The 14,635-nt window shown below is 57.8% G+C and carries 11 protein-coding genes; all 11 read left to right on the top strand.

The window, feature by feature from the left end:
* The 11 genes from ETC27_RS00795 (at nucleotide 1) to ETC27_RS00745 (ending at nucleotide 14,371) form a co-directional block, all read left to right on the top strand.
* A complete protein-coding gene (locus ETC27_RS00795; protein WP_136253093.1) occupies nucleotides 1–2,133 on the top strand; it encodes a type VI secretion system Vgr family protein in 2,133 nt (710 codons plus the stop codon).
* A 14-nt stretch (nucleotides 2,134–2,147) separates the two neighbouring features.
* Nucleotides 2,148–2,993, top strand: a complete 846-nt coding sequence (locus ETC27_RS00790) for a DUF4123 domain-containing protein (RefSeq protein ID WP_168709001.1) — start codon at nucleotides 2,148–2,150, stop codon at nucleotides 2,991–2,993.
* Nucleotides 2,990–6,526, top strand: coding sequence for a toxin VasX (locus ETC27_RS17500; RefSeq protein ID WP_240724743.1), 3,537 nt, complete (start codon nucleotides 2,990–2,992; stop codon nucleotides 6,524–6,526). The genes ETC27_RS00790 and ETC27_RS17500 overlap by 4 nt, the downstream gene beginning before the upstream one ends.
* Nucleotides 6,516–7,511 (top strand): hypothetical protein, encoded by a 996-nt coding sequence (locus ETC27_RS00780; protein ID WP_136253091.1) that lies wholly within the window; start codon nucleotides 6,516–6,518, stop codon nucleotides 7,509–7,511. The genes ETC27_RS17500 and ETC27_RS00780 overlap by 11 nt, the downstream gene beginning before the upstream one ends.
* 203 nt (nucleotides 7,512–7,714) lie before the next feature.
* Nucleotides 7,715–8,152, top strand: coding sequence for a hypothetical protein (locus ETC27_RS00775; RefSeq protein ID WP_136253090.1), 438 nt, complete (start codon nucleotides 7,715–7,717; stop codon nucleotides 8,150–8,152).
* 70 nt (nucleotides 8,153–8,222) lie between these two features.
* Nucleotides 8,223–8,972, top strand: a complete 750-nt coding sequence (locus ETC27_RS00770) for a hypothetical protein (RefSeq protein WP_136253089.1) — start codon at nucleotides 8,223–8,225, stop codon at nucleotides 8,970–8,972.
* A gap of 161 nt (nucleotides 8,973–9,133) precedes the next feature.
* Nucleotides 9,134–10,327: a hypothetical protein gene (locus ETC27_RS00765; protein WP_136253088.1), complete on the top strand. Its 1,194-nt coding sequence runs from the start codon at nucleotides 9,134–9,136 to the stop codon at nucleotides 10,325–10,327.
* A 180-nt stretch (nucleotides 10,328–10,507) separates the two neighbouring features.
* Nucleotides 10,508–10,918, top strand: a complete 411-nt coding sequence (locus ETC27_RS00760; RefSeq protein ID WP_136253087.1) for a hypothetical protein — start codon at nucleotides 10,508–10,510, stop codon at nucleotides 10,916–10,918.
* Complete coding sequence (locus ETC27_RS00755) at nucleotides 10,915–11,730, top strand: hypothetical protein (protein ID WP_136253086.1); 816 nt, start codon at nucleotides 10,915–10,917, stop codon at nucleotides 11,728–11,730. The genes ETC27_RS00760 and ETC27_RS00755 overlap by 4 nt, the downstream gene beginning before the upstream one ends.
* Before the next feature lie 169 nt (nucleotides 11,731–11,899).
* On the top strand, nucleotides 11,900–13,117 hold the full coding sequence (locus tag ETC27_RS00750; RefSeq protein WP_136253085.1) for a hypothetical protein: 1,218 nt from the start codon (nucleotides 11,900–11,902) through the stop codon (nucleotides 13,115–13,117).
* 363 nt (nucleotides 13,118–13,480) lie between these two features.
* On the top strand, nucleotides 13,481–14,371 hold the full coding sequence (locus ETC27_RS00745; protein ID WP_136253084.1) for a hypothetical protein: 891 nt from the start codon (nucleotides 13,481–13,483) through the stop codon (nucleotides 14,369–14,371).
* Nucleotides 14,372–14,635: the final 264 nt, after the last annotated feature.

Here is a 14,635-nt window from a genome sequence, read left to right as displayed (position 1 = left end):
ATGGCCGACCGCAGCGGACTGCAATTTACCCTGAGCCTCGCCGGCGTCTCTGCTGAGTCCGGCGAGGCCAAGCTTTCGGTGATCGACTTCACCCAGGAAGAGGCGCTCTCGGCGCCTTTTCATCTGCGGGTGCGCTTCGCCAGCCGCGTCGCCGATCTTTCTCCCGAGGCGCTGCTCGACCGCCCGGCGAGCCTCACCGTGTGGCAGGACGGCGTGGCCCAGCGCCGCGTTCACGGCATCGTGGCCGAGTTCGGGCGCGGCGACCGCGGCCATCGCCGCAGCCATTACGAGGTGGTGATCCGCCCCTCGCTGTGGCGCCTCTCGCTGCGCCAGAATGCGCGGATCTTCCAGCGCGTCTCGCCGCTGACCATCATCAATACCCTGTGCGAGGAGCGCGGCCTCACCGATGTGGCCTTCGCGGTGACTCGTGAGCCCGAGGAGCGCGAGTACTGCGTGCAGTACCGCGAGACCGATCTCGACTTCATCGAGCGCCTGGCCGCCGAGGAAGGGCTCTTCTATTTCCATGAGTTCGAGGATGCCGACCTTGGGGCCCACCGCCTGGTGTTCGCCGACGATCCTCAGGTGCTCACCGGGCTCGGTGAGCGCACCTATCATCATCGCGCCGGCGGCAGCGCGCCCAAGCGCCACCTGCGGCGACTGACCCAGACCGCCCGAGTACGCCCGGCCCGCGCCCAGCTCAAGGACTACAGCTTCAAGCAGCCCGCTTATGGCCAGCTCCACGACCAGCAGGGCAAAGGGTTAGAGCAGCACAGCCAGCGCGAAGACTATGAACATTACGACTATCCGGGCCGCTACAAGGCCGACGCCTCCGGCCAGGCCTTCACCCGCCACCGCCTCGAGCACCTGCGCCACGACGCCCTGACGCTCAACGGCGAGAGCGACCTGCCCGAGCTTTCCCCGGGCACGCGCTTCAGCCTGGCCGACCACGACGTCGGCGACTTCAATCGCGGCTGGCAAGTGGTCAGCGTGATTCACGAGGGCGAGCAGCCCCAGGCCCTGGAGGAGGATGCTGTTCAGGCGCAAGGCCTGCGAGATCGGGCAGGCGCGGAAGCCATGACCCGCTACCACAACCGCCTCGCGCTGACCCCGGACGACGCCGCCTGGCGCCCCGCACCTCAGCCCAAACCGCGGGTTGACGGTCCCCAGGTGGCCTTCGTGGTCGGCCCCGAGGGCGAAGAGATCCACTGTGACGAGCACGGCCGCGTGCGTTGCCAGTTCCCCTGGGACCGCTACGCAGCGCCCGATGAAACGGCCAGCGCCTGGCTGCGGGTCAGCCAGGGCTGGGCCGGCGGCGGCTATGGCATGATGGCGATCCCGCGCATCGGCCACGAGGTGATCGTCTCCTTCCTGGAAGGTGACCCCGACCAGCCGCTGATCACCGGCCGTACCTATCACGCGGTCAACACCCCGCCGTATTCGCTGCCCGAGCACAAGACCCGCACCGTGCTGCGCACCCAGACCCACCAGGGCGAGGGCTTCAACGAGCTGCGCTTCGAGGACCAGCACGACCAGGAACAGATCTGGCTGCACGCCCAGAAGGACCTGGAACTGCTGACCGAGAACGACCGCACCGAAGAGATCCGCCGCGACAGCCACCTCAAGGTCAAGCGCGACCGCATCGAGGAGCTCGACCGCGACGACCACCTCACCGTGCACGGCGAACGCCGCAGCCAGATCGACGGCGACGACCACTTGAGCGTGGGCCAGACCCGCCACGAGAAGATCGGCCGTTCCCAGCTCGTCGAGGCCGGCAGCGAGGTGCACCACAAGGCCGGCATGAAGGTAGTAGTCGAGGCCGGCGCAGAGATCACCTTGAAGGCAGGCGGCAGCTTCGTGAAGCTCGATCCCAGTGGCGTGACCATCGTCGGCCCGAGTGTGAAGATCAACTCCGGCGGCAGCCCCGGCAGCGGCACCGGCCAGAGCGCCCAGGCGCCGACGTTGCCGGGAGAAGCGACGGAGGAGACGCATGAGGACACCACCATGGGGCCGGTGTTCGGTAAGCGTCTCGATCAGGCCATGGCGGACGACATTCCGCTGGTGGAACGCTGTCAGAAGCAGATGGACGGCAGCTGTCCGCTGAGCGATTGCCCCTGCCGTAATGCGGCCTCCTGATGGAGGCGGCGCGCGTGGATAAGCTGGAGGCACTGCTTGACGATGGTGCCGGCCGCTGGCTGCTGCTCGAGGAAACAGGGGCGACCCTGAAGGCGTTGTATGAGCTGTCGACGACGCCCGAATACGAGTGGCTCTTCCTGGAAACTCCTTATTCCGGCTTCCTGAAGTACAGCCCGCTGGTCATCCGTGTAGATAGCTTGCGCAGTGAGTTGTTCCAGATTTTTCGGGAAGACCCCGTCGGCGGACGTTTCCCGGGTATCCTGGTGACAAGCCACGCCGCCGAGGCGGAGGTCCTGGATCACCTGCGCCGTTGCCTGGCCGTGCGCTTCTATGGCGAGCGACTCGGCATGGTGCGCTTCTATCATCCGGCCGTGGCCGCCGTGCTGTTCTCCCCGGAAGCGCAGCCCGGTGCCGAGTGGCTGGGACCGCTGGAGCGTTGGGTCTGGTTCGGCGGAACCCTAGCCCAGCAGGCGGACGTCGGGCTCGGCTGGTATGGCTTCGGGACAGGTGACGTTCAGGAAACGTCAGTATCGCCGAGCGACTCGTCATCGCCGATCCCACTCTCTAGCAGCCAGGAACGTGCCCTTGAGGTCTACATGCGCCAGCAGCGCGACTGGCGGATCTACCGGCGGCCCGGCGATCGTCTGGAGGAGGCCGAATCGTGTCGACACTTTTGGGCCGCTTTCCAGCTAGCCGAAACTCAGGGGATACCGGCCGATCAGCGACGGAAATTCTTTGCGGACAGTCGAAAATGGCCAGCCGAAGACCTCCTGGCGAGGATCGAGGACGTATCCCTTAAGCAGCGTTGGGAGACATGGCGAGAGCCAATCGTAGATCATGGGAAACGGAGCGCCCGATGAGCCAGGAACTCAGTCAACACAAGGCATGTGAACCCCCGAAACTCTTTATTCAAGTCATGGGTAAGCAGCATCCCGAAGGGCATCGCTTCGTCTTCTATGATCTCGAGGATCAACAGGAACAGTCGGCGATAGCCGAACGGCTGAAAGAGGAAGACGTGGCCGATCCCGTGAGCCATATCCATGGCTGGGACTGGACCGACGAACCGTCCCGCAATGTATGGCTGGAAATCGCTTCTGAGCAGGGTACCCCCATCCAGGTGCCGCTTTTTCGGGAGGTCAGCGAGACGCCCTGGCAGGAGCATCCCCACCAGACCACGTGGCAGCATCACGTGGTGCAACCCGTGATGCCAATGGCGCTTTGGGCATCATTGCGGGATGGTGAGTCGCATGCCTTGCCGGTGCGCTCAGGTTATCTGTACATCCATTACCGAGGCGCCATCTGGCGCGAGATCGAGGTCTCGATCACCGACCAGGGGCAGTGGGAGTTTCGGGATGTCGACCTGTCACGCCACCGCGATGGCGAGGGCCTCTATACCGACAACTGCCGCGAGAGTGTCGGTACGCCGTTGAGCGAAGTATGGCTGCCGGCTCGAAAGGACCTCGCCTGGTTCTCATCGGCGGTCAGGGTGGCCTTTTCCGAGGTCCAGTGGTCGGCGCCGCGCCTGAACTACCTCGAGGCCAACGACAGCGAGCGCCAGCGGCGCTTTCAGTCCGTATCGCTCTCCCATCCGAGGGATGACGTTCGCAGCGGTCGGTTACTGTCCGCCTCGACATTACCGGTGCAGCGCGAACGCTGTCCTGGGCTGGAGCGTCGCATTGCCCATCCGCCCCTATGGACCGAAGACCTGAGCGGTGAGGTCGTCTCTTCCCGCTATGCTCAGGCGGAGGCCGAGCAGCGCCAGCTCGCCGCGGGCGGCAGCGAGGCCATCAGTGGGGCCTGGAACAAGGCCAAGATGTCCGACTCCCCCCTGGCCCTGGAGGCCGGGCTAAGGGCCGCGGCCATGGAAAGCATCTGTGCCGAAGGTAGGCCGACGAGCGAAAATGAGAGCGATGGGGGCGGGTCGGCCCTCAAGGAGGCAGCGCCTGCCGGCAGTGATGTGCTGGCGGATGCCCGAGCCCGGGAGATCCCCGGTTTGGTACTGAACGATACCCTGTTTGACCTGAGTCATGCCCTGGAGCAGACGCAGCTCGCCCAGCATTACCTATCGCTGTTGCTGGAGCACTGTGCTCAGCAACCGCACCATCGCAGTGCCGTTATGCTGCAGAAGCGCGTCATGCCCCAGCGCATTCGAGGCCAGGAGAACCCCTATCACGACGTCGCCGACGGCGAGGCGCTCAATTACCGGGCCGGCAAGTTCCATACTGCCGTCGCTACCCTGGCGCGCGACATAGCGCATGAACTCTGGGAGTCCCACCAGGGCCGGCTGGCCGAACTGATCGGGGATCATGAGACCCAGTTAGTACTGGGTGACCTCTTCAGCCTGGAGGGCGGCGATTACCTGGCGGGGTTCTACCTGTCGCAGCTGTGCTTCACCTGCCTGAGCATGGATCGCCAGCGCAGCGATACCCTGTGGGATGGTGATATCGCCGACCAGTTTGGGACGCCCCAGACCGAGAAGGCCGCCCATACCTTGCAGCGACTGCTGGAGGAGGGCAGCAGCGAGCCGTTACATGCCATGTGCTTCCCGGATGCCGAGGCGCACCCGGTGGATGCGCCTTTCGTACTCCCCGAGAACGAAATCAACGACGGCAGCGGCCTCTTCCGCGCGTTGGCACTATCACAGGAAGGTGAGCGTTCCGAGCCGCCGGCACCGGATGAACTGCAGGCCTGGTGGGCGGCGCTGCCCGCGGCCATGGCGGCCAACAGCAGTGGCACGGGCGAGCTCAAGCGTTGGGCCAATACCCTGGACGGGATTCTTGGCAAGATCGCCGAGAGCGGCAAGAACCTGCTCAGTCAGGTGGCAGAAGAGGGCGAGCGGACTGCCATGAAAGCACGCCTCTACCTGCCGGCCTTCAATGCCTCGCGTAGTGCCTTGCCAAATCTGATCGGTGAGCTGACCTTCCAGCCGCTCGGCGAGGTGGATCTCGGCCGCAAGGTGATCCTGGGTGTGGAAGATGTGGCCTCGGGGCTCACCTTCGGTCTCGACAAGGCCGAGCGAGAATACCTCGCCAGCAACCATCACCGCCGCTTCTATGGCGAGGTGTTCCGCACGGAGAATGGTGAAGAGATTCTGACTGGCGGCACCAATCGGCAGCGGTTGCGTTCGATGGCCGAGCTGGGTGAGGCCAGGGAGATTCGTTTTATTGTCGTCGATGCCGACTCCAACGCAGCCCATATGGCGCGTCAGGGGCGGCAGCGTATTGGCTTTGCGGAACGGGCTGCCGAGGTAACCAAGCTGCCGTATATTCTGGTTGTTGTTGAAGCGATAAATTTGCATCAGAGCTTGTTAGCAGCTTCAAAAGAGGGAGCGGTAAGTAAGTCTGGGCTATATGCATTTTCAGCCTTGGTGGATCTTGGACTGGCAGGGTTAAATATAAGTGACTACATAACAAAGCGTCATCAGGCTCCTCAGCCCATTGCTAGAGTCAGCGAAATCAGCCAAAAGGTGTTAAAGCGGAACCAAGGGGGCGGTATTATCGCAAGGCTGTTCCCTGAGCTCATCACCGTCAACTGGCTGGTGGCGAAGGGCTCAGCTTTATTGCTGGCCATCACCATGACTTGGGAAGCCTTCGAACGCTTCGATGAAGGGGATACGGATGCGGGCATCGCCTTCGCCACCGCTGCCACCGGTGCGACGCTGTTGATGGTCTTCGGTGGCCCGGTGGGCTGGATCGGTCTGGCCCTACTCCTGGGAGGCGGTGTCTCCGGCATATTGCTGATGGATGGCCCCATGGAGCAGTGGTTGAAGCACGGCCCCTTCGGGGACCAGCGCGATGATGCACCCTGGTTGCAGGAGCCGGTGGAAGCTTACTATCGCCTGCAGGGCGTTCTAGCCAATATCCAGATCACGGCGCGGCGCGTCTCGGTGGTGGAACGGGATGCCTTGCTGTCGAAGATACGGCGCGCCGAGACATCCAGCATGAACCTGATGCGAGGTAGTGTCTGGCAGATGCAGGACAGCCTGCAGGATATCAATACCGCCATTGAGGTGCGCAGTGCCCTGCCTGGAATGGGAAGCGAACTCGAAGACAACGTGGTGTTGGAGCGCGTGCTGGGAACGCGTACTAGCTCGCCGTCAGGGACCATCTGGGAGCGAAGCGCTACCACGCGACGGCATCCAATTCTGACCCGGATAGGGCACTACAAGATTAGTTACTTTCTGCACACGCCTGCTCCCGCTACTGAGCGGCGGCACGGCTTCGGCAGCTTCGCGTCCTACCGCTGGGACGTTCGCTTGCAGTTCAGGGAGCCTGCGCGGCGCCCGCCTTTGTTGCCGCATATTTTCCCCGCGCCTGCGCCGCTGGATGATGGTGCCGTGGTACTGAGCGACCCTGACGATTACTGGATCAAGGAAACCCTCGATGTCCGTTAACGAGACCTTCGACGGCTACTACGCCGACACGGCCTATACGCCCGATCAGCGTAGGAACTGGGAGGAGGAGAATCCCGAACGCGAGAAAATCTTCGGCAGCCGGCTGTCTTGGGATCGCAAGACCCAGGATACCGGTCCCAAGGAAATGTACGATCCTAGTCATATCGAGATGGCAGAAGTCGAGGAGGAGAAACGCCAGACCTCTGGTGTTGAAGGTGAAGCTATCTTTAAACAGCTCAAGGCTCGCTATGATCATCAGGCCATGATGCCGCCAAACTACAAGACGACAGCGGTTGTTTTTTATATGGCTACTGCTTTTGGAAAAGGCTTTTCATATATATCGGCCATTGGTTTTGTTTTTTTTCTCTTAATATATTTGCTATATTTGCCGACAAAAGGGTTTGATTTTAAGGATTACCTGGAAGTCGTGGAGGGTTTTTTTTTCTTGCTTTCTCCGATTTTTTTGGCTTCCGTTTTTTTTTGGAAGGTCGGTGATTTTCTGGAAAAGAAACGCCCAGATATCTTTCTTGGTCTGCGTAAAGGTCCAGTGTGGAAAGCTGATCGACAAACAGGGAACTTGACCCTCTATAATCCAAAGAAAGCGTGGAAGAAGCGTGTCGAAGCCCCATTCTACGAATTCGATGCCTACCTGCAGAGCTCGCCCGATACTCAGGGCAGCGCTACCTATACGTTGATTCTTCATCACCCTAAGACGGGTGTCTCGCAGAAGATGAAGAGTTTCTTTCCCTCGACAAAGATGCAAGGGGAGTTAATTGCCGGCTGGCACTTTCTGCAGCGCTATATGGATGTGTCCCAGCCGCTACCGGACGTCCCAGGCCTGGAGATCCATCGTCACAAGGATCCGACCACCGCCAAGGCGGACAAGCGTCGTCGGCGTAATCCTCGTTTCTGGCGCGACAAGACCGAGGGCGAGATTAAGAAGATTCAAGAAGACAAGTACCGCAAGAATATCCGGCTTCGCTGACGTACTGCACACTTTATAACCCACGGTCTCGTCATCGGATCGGCGAGTCGCCAAAGCACGGCAAGGACGCCGTACCCATTGATTCTCTCTAGGGAAGGCGCGCTGCCGTCTGCCCCGGCGGTAGCGTTCTTCAAGGCTTTAACTTTAATCAGTACCTGTCCCTGATTTTTCTGCTCTACCAGCCATCGGCCCGCCTGGAGCCGGTGACCACGCTTGGCTACCGGGGGCGGGCATCGATTCAGGTTCATCAAGGGTACTGGCTCAAGATTGCGCTGCCCTCGATGCTGGCGGGGGAAAAGCTCAAGCTATCTCATAATGCGAGCCAGGGTTTCTGGGCGCCGGCTGCAAATTTCGCGGATCGAAATGAGCGCTCGCCCGATGAACTGGCGGCATCGGCGGACTATGGCCCGCAAGAGTCACGCGTCTGGCAGGCCTGGTTGCCTGCCGATGTACAAGCCCCGGAGGCGGAATTCTCGCTGTCGATCGATTATCCGGCGACGCTACTGAGCTCCACTAATGGCGCTGACTTTGTTTTTTATAAGCAAGAGGCAGATTCGGGTGGCTTTAACCTGGAACTGGGGGAGAATTCCCCTGTTCGACAAGCGATAGGTCGTATGTTCAACCTGACGGTGCCAGCTTGAATGTATGATGAATGGTGAGGCTAGTGTTTAAATATTTTATATTCAGAATTTATGAAAAGGTGTTTGTGTGATGTGGTTTATTCAGCCAAAAAAAAATTATGTGCCTGAGATGCCCTGGGAACGTGCTGCTGAACCCGAAGTTATGAGCTGGCAAATCAGGGTGAGAGACTATAACATCCTTGTGGGGAATATGGTTTTCTTGGGTACCTACCTTCTTGTAGGGGGGGGTCTATGGGCTTTGATTTATTTCCAGGGGGGAGGTGTTGTTGATGACTATTCAATGTCATTAATTGTTATGTCTATTCTTATGATGCCCATAGTGATGAGTATGACTCATCAAACCTCTATTATCGTCTATCGGTTGACGGATAAAGGCTATGAGATGTTCTCATGGAAACCTCAGATTGATTCGGTGAAGCCGGTGATGAAGTGGACCGCGATAGTTTCCGGTGTTGCCGTTTTGGTGGCCACCTTCTTCAATCCTTATTTTATTCTTGGTGCAGTTGGCCCAGCTGGTTTTGGGCTGATTGCATTGTCGATGGGGAACGCCGGTAGCTACCAAAAACTTGTGAGGGGTGAAGAGCATTGCAGCGCTTCTTGGCAGGATGTGGAAGAAGTGGCTCTTTGGAGGAAACGTCGACTGATTGGGCTCCGGTTTACCTTTCATACAAGTGAAGGTGTTAAACAGAATGGATATCGCACCTTGTTTTGCAAAAAGGGTGAAGAAAATCAGCGAGTTGCCTTTATAAGGGAGAAGGTGTCGGAGGTACCTTATGTAGAAAGAAAGATGGAGGTTTTTGAAGGTGGAATGGCAATTTAGACACATTCTTATACAACCTCAGGTCATTAGCTTTATCTCGGCAAGGACGCCGTGCCCTTCGATTCTCACCTGGGAAGATGCGCTGCTATGTTTCCCACGGGTCTCGTGTCCTCTACGATTTTTGGCGAGCTAAAATGCTAGGCTACGCAAGGAGGCAGGACATGACCGATGCTGCGCAGCCGGGAGAACAGCAAGGATACGAGGAGACGGCCTTCACGGCCGAGCGTATTCCCCGACAGGCACCGCCGCCGCCCAAGGGAACTCTAGGCAAGCTAGGTGACGCCTTCGATATGGCGCGCCTGCCCTGGGGACATTATGTGGGCGTCAACCCTTCAGAGTTCGAATATGAGTATTCGGAAGCTTGGTACCGTAACTATAGGTACATGGGGGAGAAGAATTTTCACGATTATACGATGCTCAATGAAACTCGTTGGTCACAATTTGTCGATGAAAATATCGGTCTTATCTATCGCTTCTTTCGTTTTTGGTTCGTTTTCTGTTCCCATCTTTTTAGTTTTATTGGTCCTGGAGGAAAAAAAGGGGGGGGATGGCTTTTTAGTGGCGTCACGGCGGTTGGGACCATCTTATTTCTTTTTGCCGCAGATACCATCTTGGCAGCGCTAACGCCGCTAGCGATCGTGGTGGGGGTTTGTGGGTTATGCACTGTGTTAAGAAGACTTTTCGAAACTCAGAGTATTCGTTTCTACAAGAGCAACCAGAATTGGTCGGATGATGTCGCCTTCTGTCGCCGTTCTGGCCTGGTCAAGAGCTTCCAGGGCAACTTCCCCTTCTACGAATTCGATGCCTTTATCGAGATGGCCGCAGACATGAAGGGCAACCAGCGCCATACCCTCAAGGTGCGCCATCGCTATCCGCAGTTCAGCAAGGACAAGCGGAATGGCCTGCCGTTGGAATTCACTTTTCCCACCGATACCGGCAGCATCGCCGAGCGCTATGCCATGTGGGACATGCTGAGCCGCTTCATGGACGTCAGCCAGCCGCTGCCGGATATTCCCCGGCTCGAGCCGTTCCGTCATCTCGACCCGACCACTCGAGCCTTCGACGAGGCCGGCAAGCGTGGCCGCCCGGTCACCTACTGGCGCGACCTCTATGCCAAGGTGGACGAGGAGGAGTTGAATCGCCTGCGTGATGAGCATCACGAGAAGGTGAACGCCGCCCCTTGGGGTAGCCGCCCCGACCTGATGGCTCAGTCGGTACCGGGCTATGAGGACAGCTACACCGCAGAACCCGAAGACGTAAACGCCTACGCCCACGCGCCCACCAAGAACGTGCGCTTCGTGGAGCGCCCGGAAGCGGCATCACCGGAAAGCCCGTCAGACCGCAACGATACCTAGCGCTCAACGCCAAGAGCCTCGATGGCCGCTAGGCATCTATTAACCGAACGACATATCGCACGGCAAGGACGCCGTGCCATCGATTCTCGCCTGGAAGGGAGCATTGCCGTGTACCCCGGCAGTAGCGTGCCTTTAGCTTGTTGGCGAGCTAAAGCGCAAGAACAAGCAAGGAGGCAGGACATGACCGACGCTGCGCAGCCGGAAGAACAGCCAGGGTACGAGGACACTGCCTTCACTGCTCAGAGTATCCCACGGCAGGCACCGCCGCCCCCCAAGAGCACGCTTGGCAAGCTAGGTGACGTCTTCGATATGGCGCGCCTGCCCTGGGGGCATTATGTGGGCGTCAACCCTTCAGAGTTCGAATATGAGTATTCGGAAGCTTGGTACCGTAACTATAGGTACATGGGAGAGAAGAATTTTCACGATTATACGATGCTCAATGAAACTCGTTGGTCACAATTTGTCGATGAAAATATCGGTCTAATCTATCGCTTCTTTCGCTTCTGGTTTGTTTTCTGGACACATGGTTTAAGCTATATAGGCCCTGGTGGAGGCAAGGGGGGGGATGGTTTATTTCAGCGATCGCAATGATACTGCTAGCGTTATTGCTAGTTTTGGAGTTTTTTGATCCAAGTGAAAAATTTCCTTTCGATGCACTAGCTGTTCCTTTGTCAGTATTTTTAGCCTGCGGGGTGGCTACTATATGTAAAAGCCTATTTGAGAAATACAGTATTCGTTTTTACAAGAGTAATCAGAATTGGTCTGACGATATCGCCTTCTGCCGCCGCTCCGGGCTGGTCAAGACCTTTCGTGGTAACTTTCCCTTCTACGAGTTCGATGCCTTTATCGAGATGGCCGCGGACATGAAAGGCAACCAGCGCCATACCCTCAAGGTGCGTCATCGCTATCCTCAGCACAGCCCGCATCCCAACAAGGCGGTCAAAGGGCCGTTGGAATTTACCTTTCCCACCGATACCGGCAGCATCGCCGAGCGCTATGCCATGTGGGACATGCTGAGCCGCTTCATGGACGTCAGCCAGCCGCTGCCGGATATTCCCCGGCTGGAGCCGTTCCGTCATCTCGACCCGACCACCCGGGCTTTCGACGAGGCTGGCAAGCGCGGCCGCCCGGCCACCTTCTGGCGCGATCTCTACTCCAAGGTGGACGAGGAGGAGTTGAATCGACTGCGCGACGAGCATCACCAGAAGGTGAACGCCGCCCCCTGGGGCGGCCGCCCCGACCTGATGGTTCAGTCAGTACCGGGCTATGAGGACAGCTACACCGCCGAACCCGAAGACGTGAATGCTTACGCGCACGCACCGACCAAGAACGTGCGTTTCGTGGACCGCCCTGCGGCGGGCACGGTGGATGACACTTCCGATCAGCACGATTCACAGCGCTGAGTCTCCCGAGTCACGGTTGTCATTGGCTTCACCGGGGCGCCGATGGCACGGCAAGGACGCCGTGCCATCGATTCTCGCCTGGAAGGGCGCGCTGCCGTGTACCCCGGCAGTAGCGTGCCCTTAGGATTGTTGGCGAGCTAAAACGCTGGAACAAGCAAGGAGGCAGAACATGACAGATGCCGCGCAGTCGGAAGAACAGCAAGGGTACGAGGACACTGCCTTTACTGCTGAGAGTATCCCACGGCAGGCACCGCCGCCGCCCAAGGGAACTCTAGGCAAGCTAGGTGACGCCTTCGATATGGCGCGCCTGCCTTGGGGGCACTATGTGGGCGTCAACCCTTCAGAGTTCGAATATGAGTATTCGGAAGCCTGGTATCGTAACTACAAGTACATGGGGGAGAAGGACTTTCATGATTTTAATCATCTGAATGAATTGCGGTGGTCGAAGTTTATCGATGAGGATATTAGCCTTATCTACCGCTTCTTTAGGTTCTGGTTTGTTTTCTGGACGCATCTCCTTAGTTTTATTGGGCCGGGGGGGAGGAAGGGGGGGGGGTGGTTTGTTTCAGGAATAGCTTTCGTTTTGCTGTTGATTGTTGTTGTTGGCGAGGTTTTGCATCCGGGAAGTGGTTCTTTTCTTGAGATGGCATCAGTCCCTCTAACAGTTTTTGCAGCTTGTGGGCTGGCCACTATATGTAAGATATCGTTTGATAAGTATAGTATTTATTTTTACAAGAATAACCAGAACTGGTCGGACGATATCGCCTTCTGCCGCCGCTCTGGGTTGGTGAAGACCTTCCGGGGCAACTTCCCCTTCTATGAGTTCGATGCCTTCATCGAGATGGCGGCTGACATGAAGGGCAACCAGCGTCATACCCTCAAGGTACGCCATCGCTATCCCCAGCACAGCCCGCATCCAAACACGGCGGTCAAGGGGCCATTGGAGTTCACTTTTTCCACCGATACCGGCAGCATCGCCGAGCGCTACGCCATGTGGGACATGCTGAGCCGCTTCATGGACGTCAGCCAGCCGCTGCCGGACATTCCCCGGCTCGAGCCGTTCCGTCATCTCGACCCGACCACCCGGGCTTTCGACGAGGCTGGCAAGCGCGGCCGCCCGGCCACCTTCTGGCGCGATCTCTACGCCAATGTGGACGAGGAGGAGTTGAATCGACTGCGCGACGAGCATCACCAGAAGGTGAACGCCGCCCCCTGGGGGAGCCGCCCCGACCTGATGGCTCAGTCGGTACCGGGCTATGAGGACAGCTACACCGCCGAACCCGAAGACGTAAACGCCTACGCCCACGCGCCCACCAAAAACGTGCGCTTCGTGGAGCGCCCGGAAGCGGCATCACCGGAAAGCCCGTCAGACCGCAACAATACCTAGCGATCAACGCTAAGAGCCTCGTTGGCTGCGAGGCATCGATTCACCGAACTGCATACCGCACGGCAAGGACGCCGTGCCATCGATTCTCGCCTGGAAGGGTGCACTTTCAGGCTCAAATGATGAACTGCACTCTAGAGCATTTTGCTTATGAGCACTTCCATTGCCGCCGATATGGTTTTTATTACGGCGTCCGTTCTAATTGGAGTCACTAACTTCTCAGCGTTTTATTAATGGTGTGGTTGATTTCCTACAGTCTGGTAAGCGATGACGTGATCAAGGGTGGCTGGTTTTCTGATATGATCCCAGGTCGCATAGTCATGGCTATATGCGATCTTTTCGAATTACATTAAAGGAAGTTCAGGGATGAGCGAGCAGGCCGAAGCGTTTTCGTATGAGTTAACGTCGATCAGGGTGCGTCAGATAAAATCTGGCCCGCCCTTAAGCTGGATCATCGATTCATTTCGGCTGGTTCGAGCGTATTGGAAGACAATCATTCCTGCTTACTTGATCGTTATCGTCGGCTCTATCTTAGCGCAGTTTGGTGTTGGTTCGCTTCAATCACACAATTTCGGCATTGGAACGATCCTTGTCTTGTTAGTGGTCTTGTTTCTGGCTGCCTTGCTGCAGTCGGGCATGATGGCGGTCTTTCATGGAGCGGCGGAGAACAAGCCTCGAGTCGGCGATGTTTTCCGCGGATTTAAGGGAAGAAATATACTGGGCATGTTTCTACTGTTCTTGAGCATGCTGTTGATCTTTTCGGCCTTTGCGTTGGTGATGTTTCTGCTGGTGAAGGTCTTGGGGGGAGGCTCCATGATGAGTGCCATGAGCTCTTATGGTAGTTCTTATGGCAACTCTTATAGCCGTATGATGGCGGCGATGATGGGTGGGTCGTCCCTGTTGGTCATCTTTTTCGTCGCAGGGTTGCTTGTCGTTACGGCGCTGCTCTACTACGCGGTTCCGCAGATTATCGTGTCTGGCGAAGGGGTTTTTTCCGCGTTGAAGAATAGCTTTAAGGCCACCTTCAAGAACCTCTTGTTACTTCTCGTCTTCGGCATTAACGCTGTGACCCTCTATGGTCTGGCGGTTTTTATTTCCATGTTCAGCGCAGCCCTCACCACATCTGTGGTTTTGATGGTATCCCTGATAGTCGTGGTGATCTCGGCTTTCTTCCTGATTTTCAACGGGGCCTACTATCTCTCTTTTCGGGATGTGCTTCTGTCCCGCCCGGCAGATACCGATGCTGCACGTGTGTAATTCTTGATGGCCTACTTATAGGGCGTGAAAGCCGTGCATTGCGATGCACGGCTTTTGCTGCATAAACCTCGCCGTAGGTAGCTACATGATTGGCAGCGGCGGGGTAGACATCTGATCTGCCAATGTACAACAGAAAGGAAAGCGTGCTGTCGCCTGCCCGACTATTTTAAAAAGTGCAGGACAAGCACTTGGCACGCCCGCGTATCTCACCACATACACCACACCCCGCAAACGCGCCTCACGGTACAGGGCAATGGAAGTTCC

The sequence above is a fragment of the Onishia niordana genome (genome assembly GCF_004798965.1).
GTDB lineage: Bacteria > Pseudomonadota > Gammaproteobacteria > Pseudomonadales > Halomonadaceae > Onishia > Onishia niordana.
The sequence above is the reverse complement of the archived record's forward strand: the minus strand, read 5'-3'. Positions and strand labels throughout refer to the sequence as shown.

What these genes read in the sequence shown, in the direction of transcription:
- ETC27_RS00795 (WP_136253093.1), top strand. Translation starts at nt 1, where the DNA reads ATGGCCGACCGCAGCGGACTGCAATTTACCCTGAGCCTCGCCGGCGTC.
- ETC27_RS17500 (WP_240724743.1), top strand. Translation starts at nt 2,990, where the DNA reads ATGAGCCAGGAACTCAGTCAACACAAGGCATGTGAACCCCCGAAACTC.
- ETC27_RS00780 (WP_136253091.1), top strand. Translation starts at nt 6,516, where the DNA reads ATGTCCGTTAACGAGACCTTCGACGGCTACTACGCCGACACGGCCTAT.
- ETC27_RS00770 (WP_136253089.1), top strand. Translation starts at nt 8,223, where the DNA reads ATGTGGTTTATTCAGCCAAAAAAAAATTATGTGCCTGAGATGCCCTGG.
- ETC27_RS00765 (WP_136253088.1), top strand. Translation starts at nt 9,134, where the DNA reads ATGACCGATGCTGCGCAGCCGGGAGAACAGCAAGGATACGAGGAGACG.
- ETC27_RS00760 (WP_136253087.1), top strand. Translation starts at nt 10,508, where the DNA reads ATGACCGACGCTGCGCAGCCGGAAGAACAGCCAGGGTACGAGGACACT.
- ETC27_RS00755 (WP_136253086.1), top strand. Translation starts at nt 10,915, where the DNA reads ATGATACTGCTAGCGTTATTGCTAGTTTTGGAGTTTTTTGATCCAAGT.
- ETC27_RS00750 (WP_136253085.1), top strand. Translation starts at nt 11,900, where the DNA reads ATGACAGATGCCGCGCAGTCGGAAGAACAGCAAGGGTACGAGGACACT.
- ETC27_RS00745 (WP_136253084.1), top strand. Translation starts at nt 13,481, where the DNA reads ATGAGCGAGCAGGCCGAAGCGTTTTCGTATGAGTTAACGTCGATCAGG.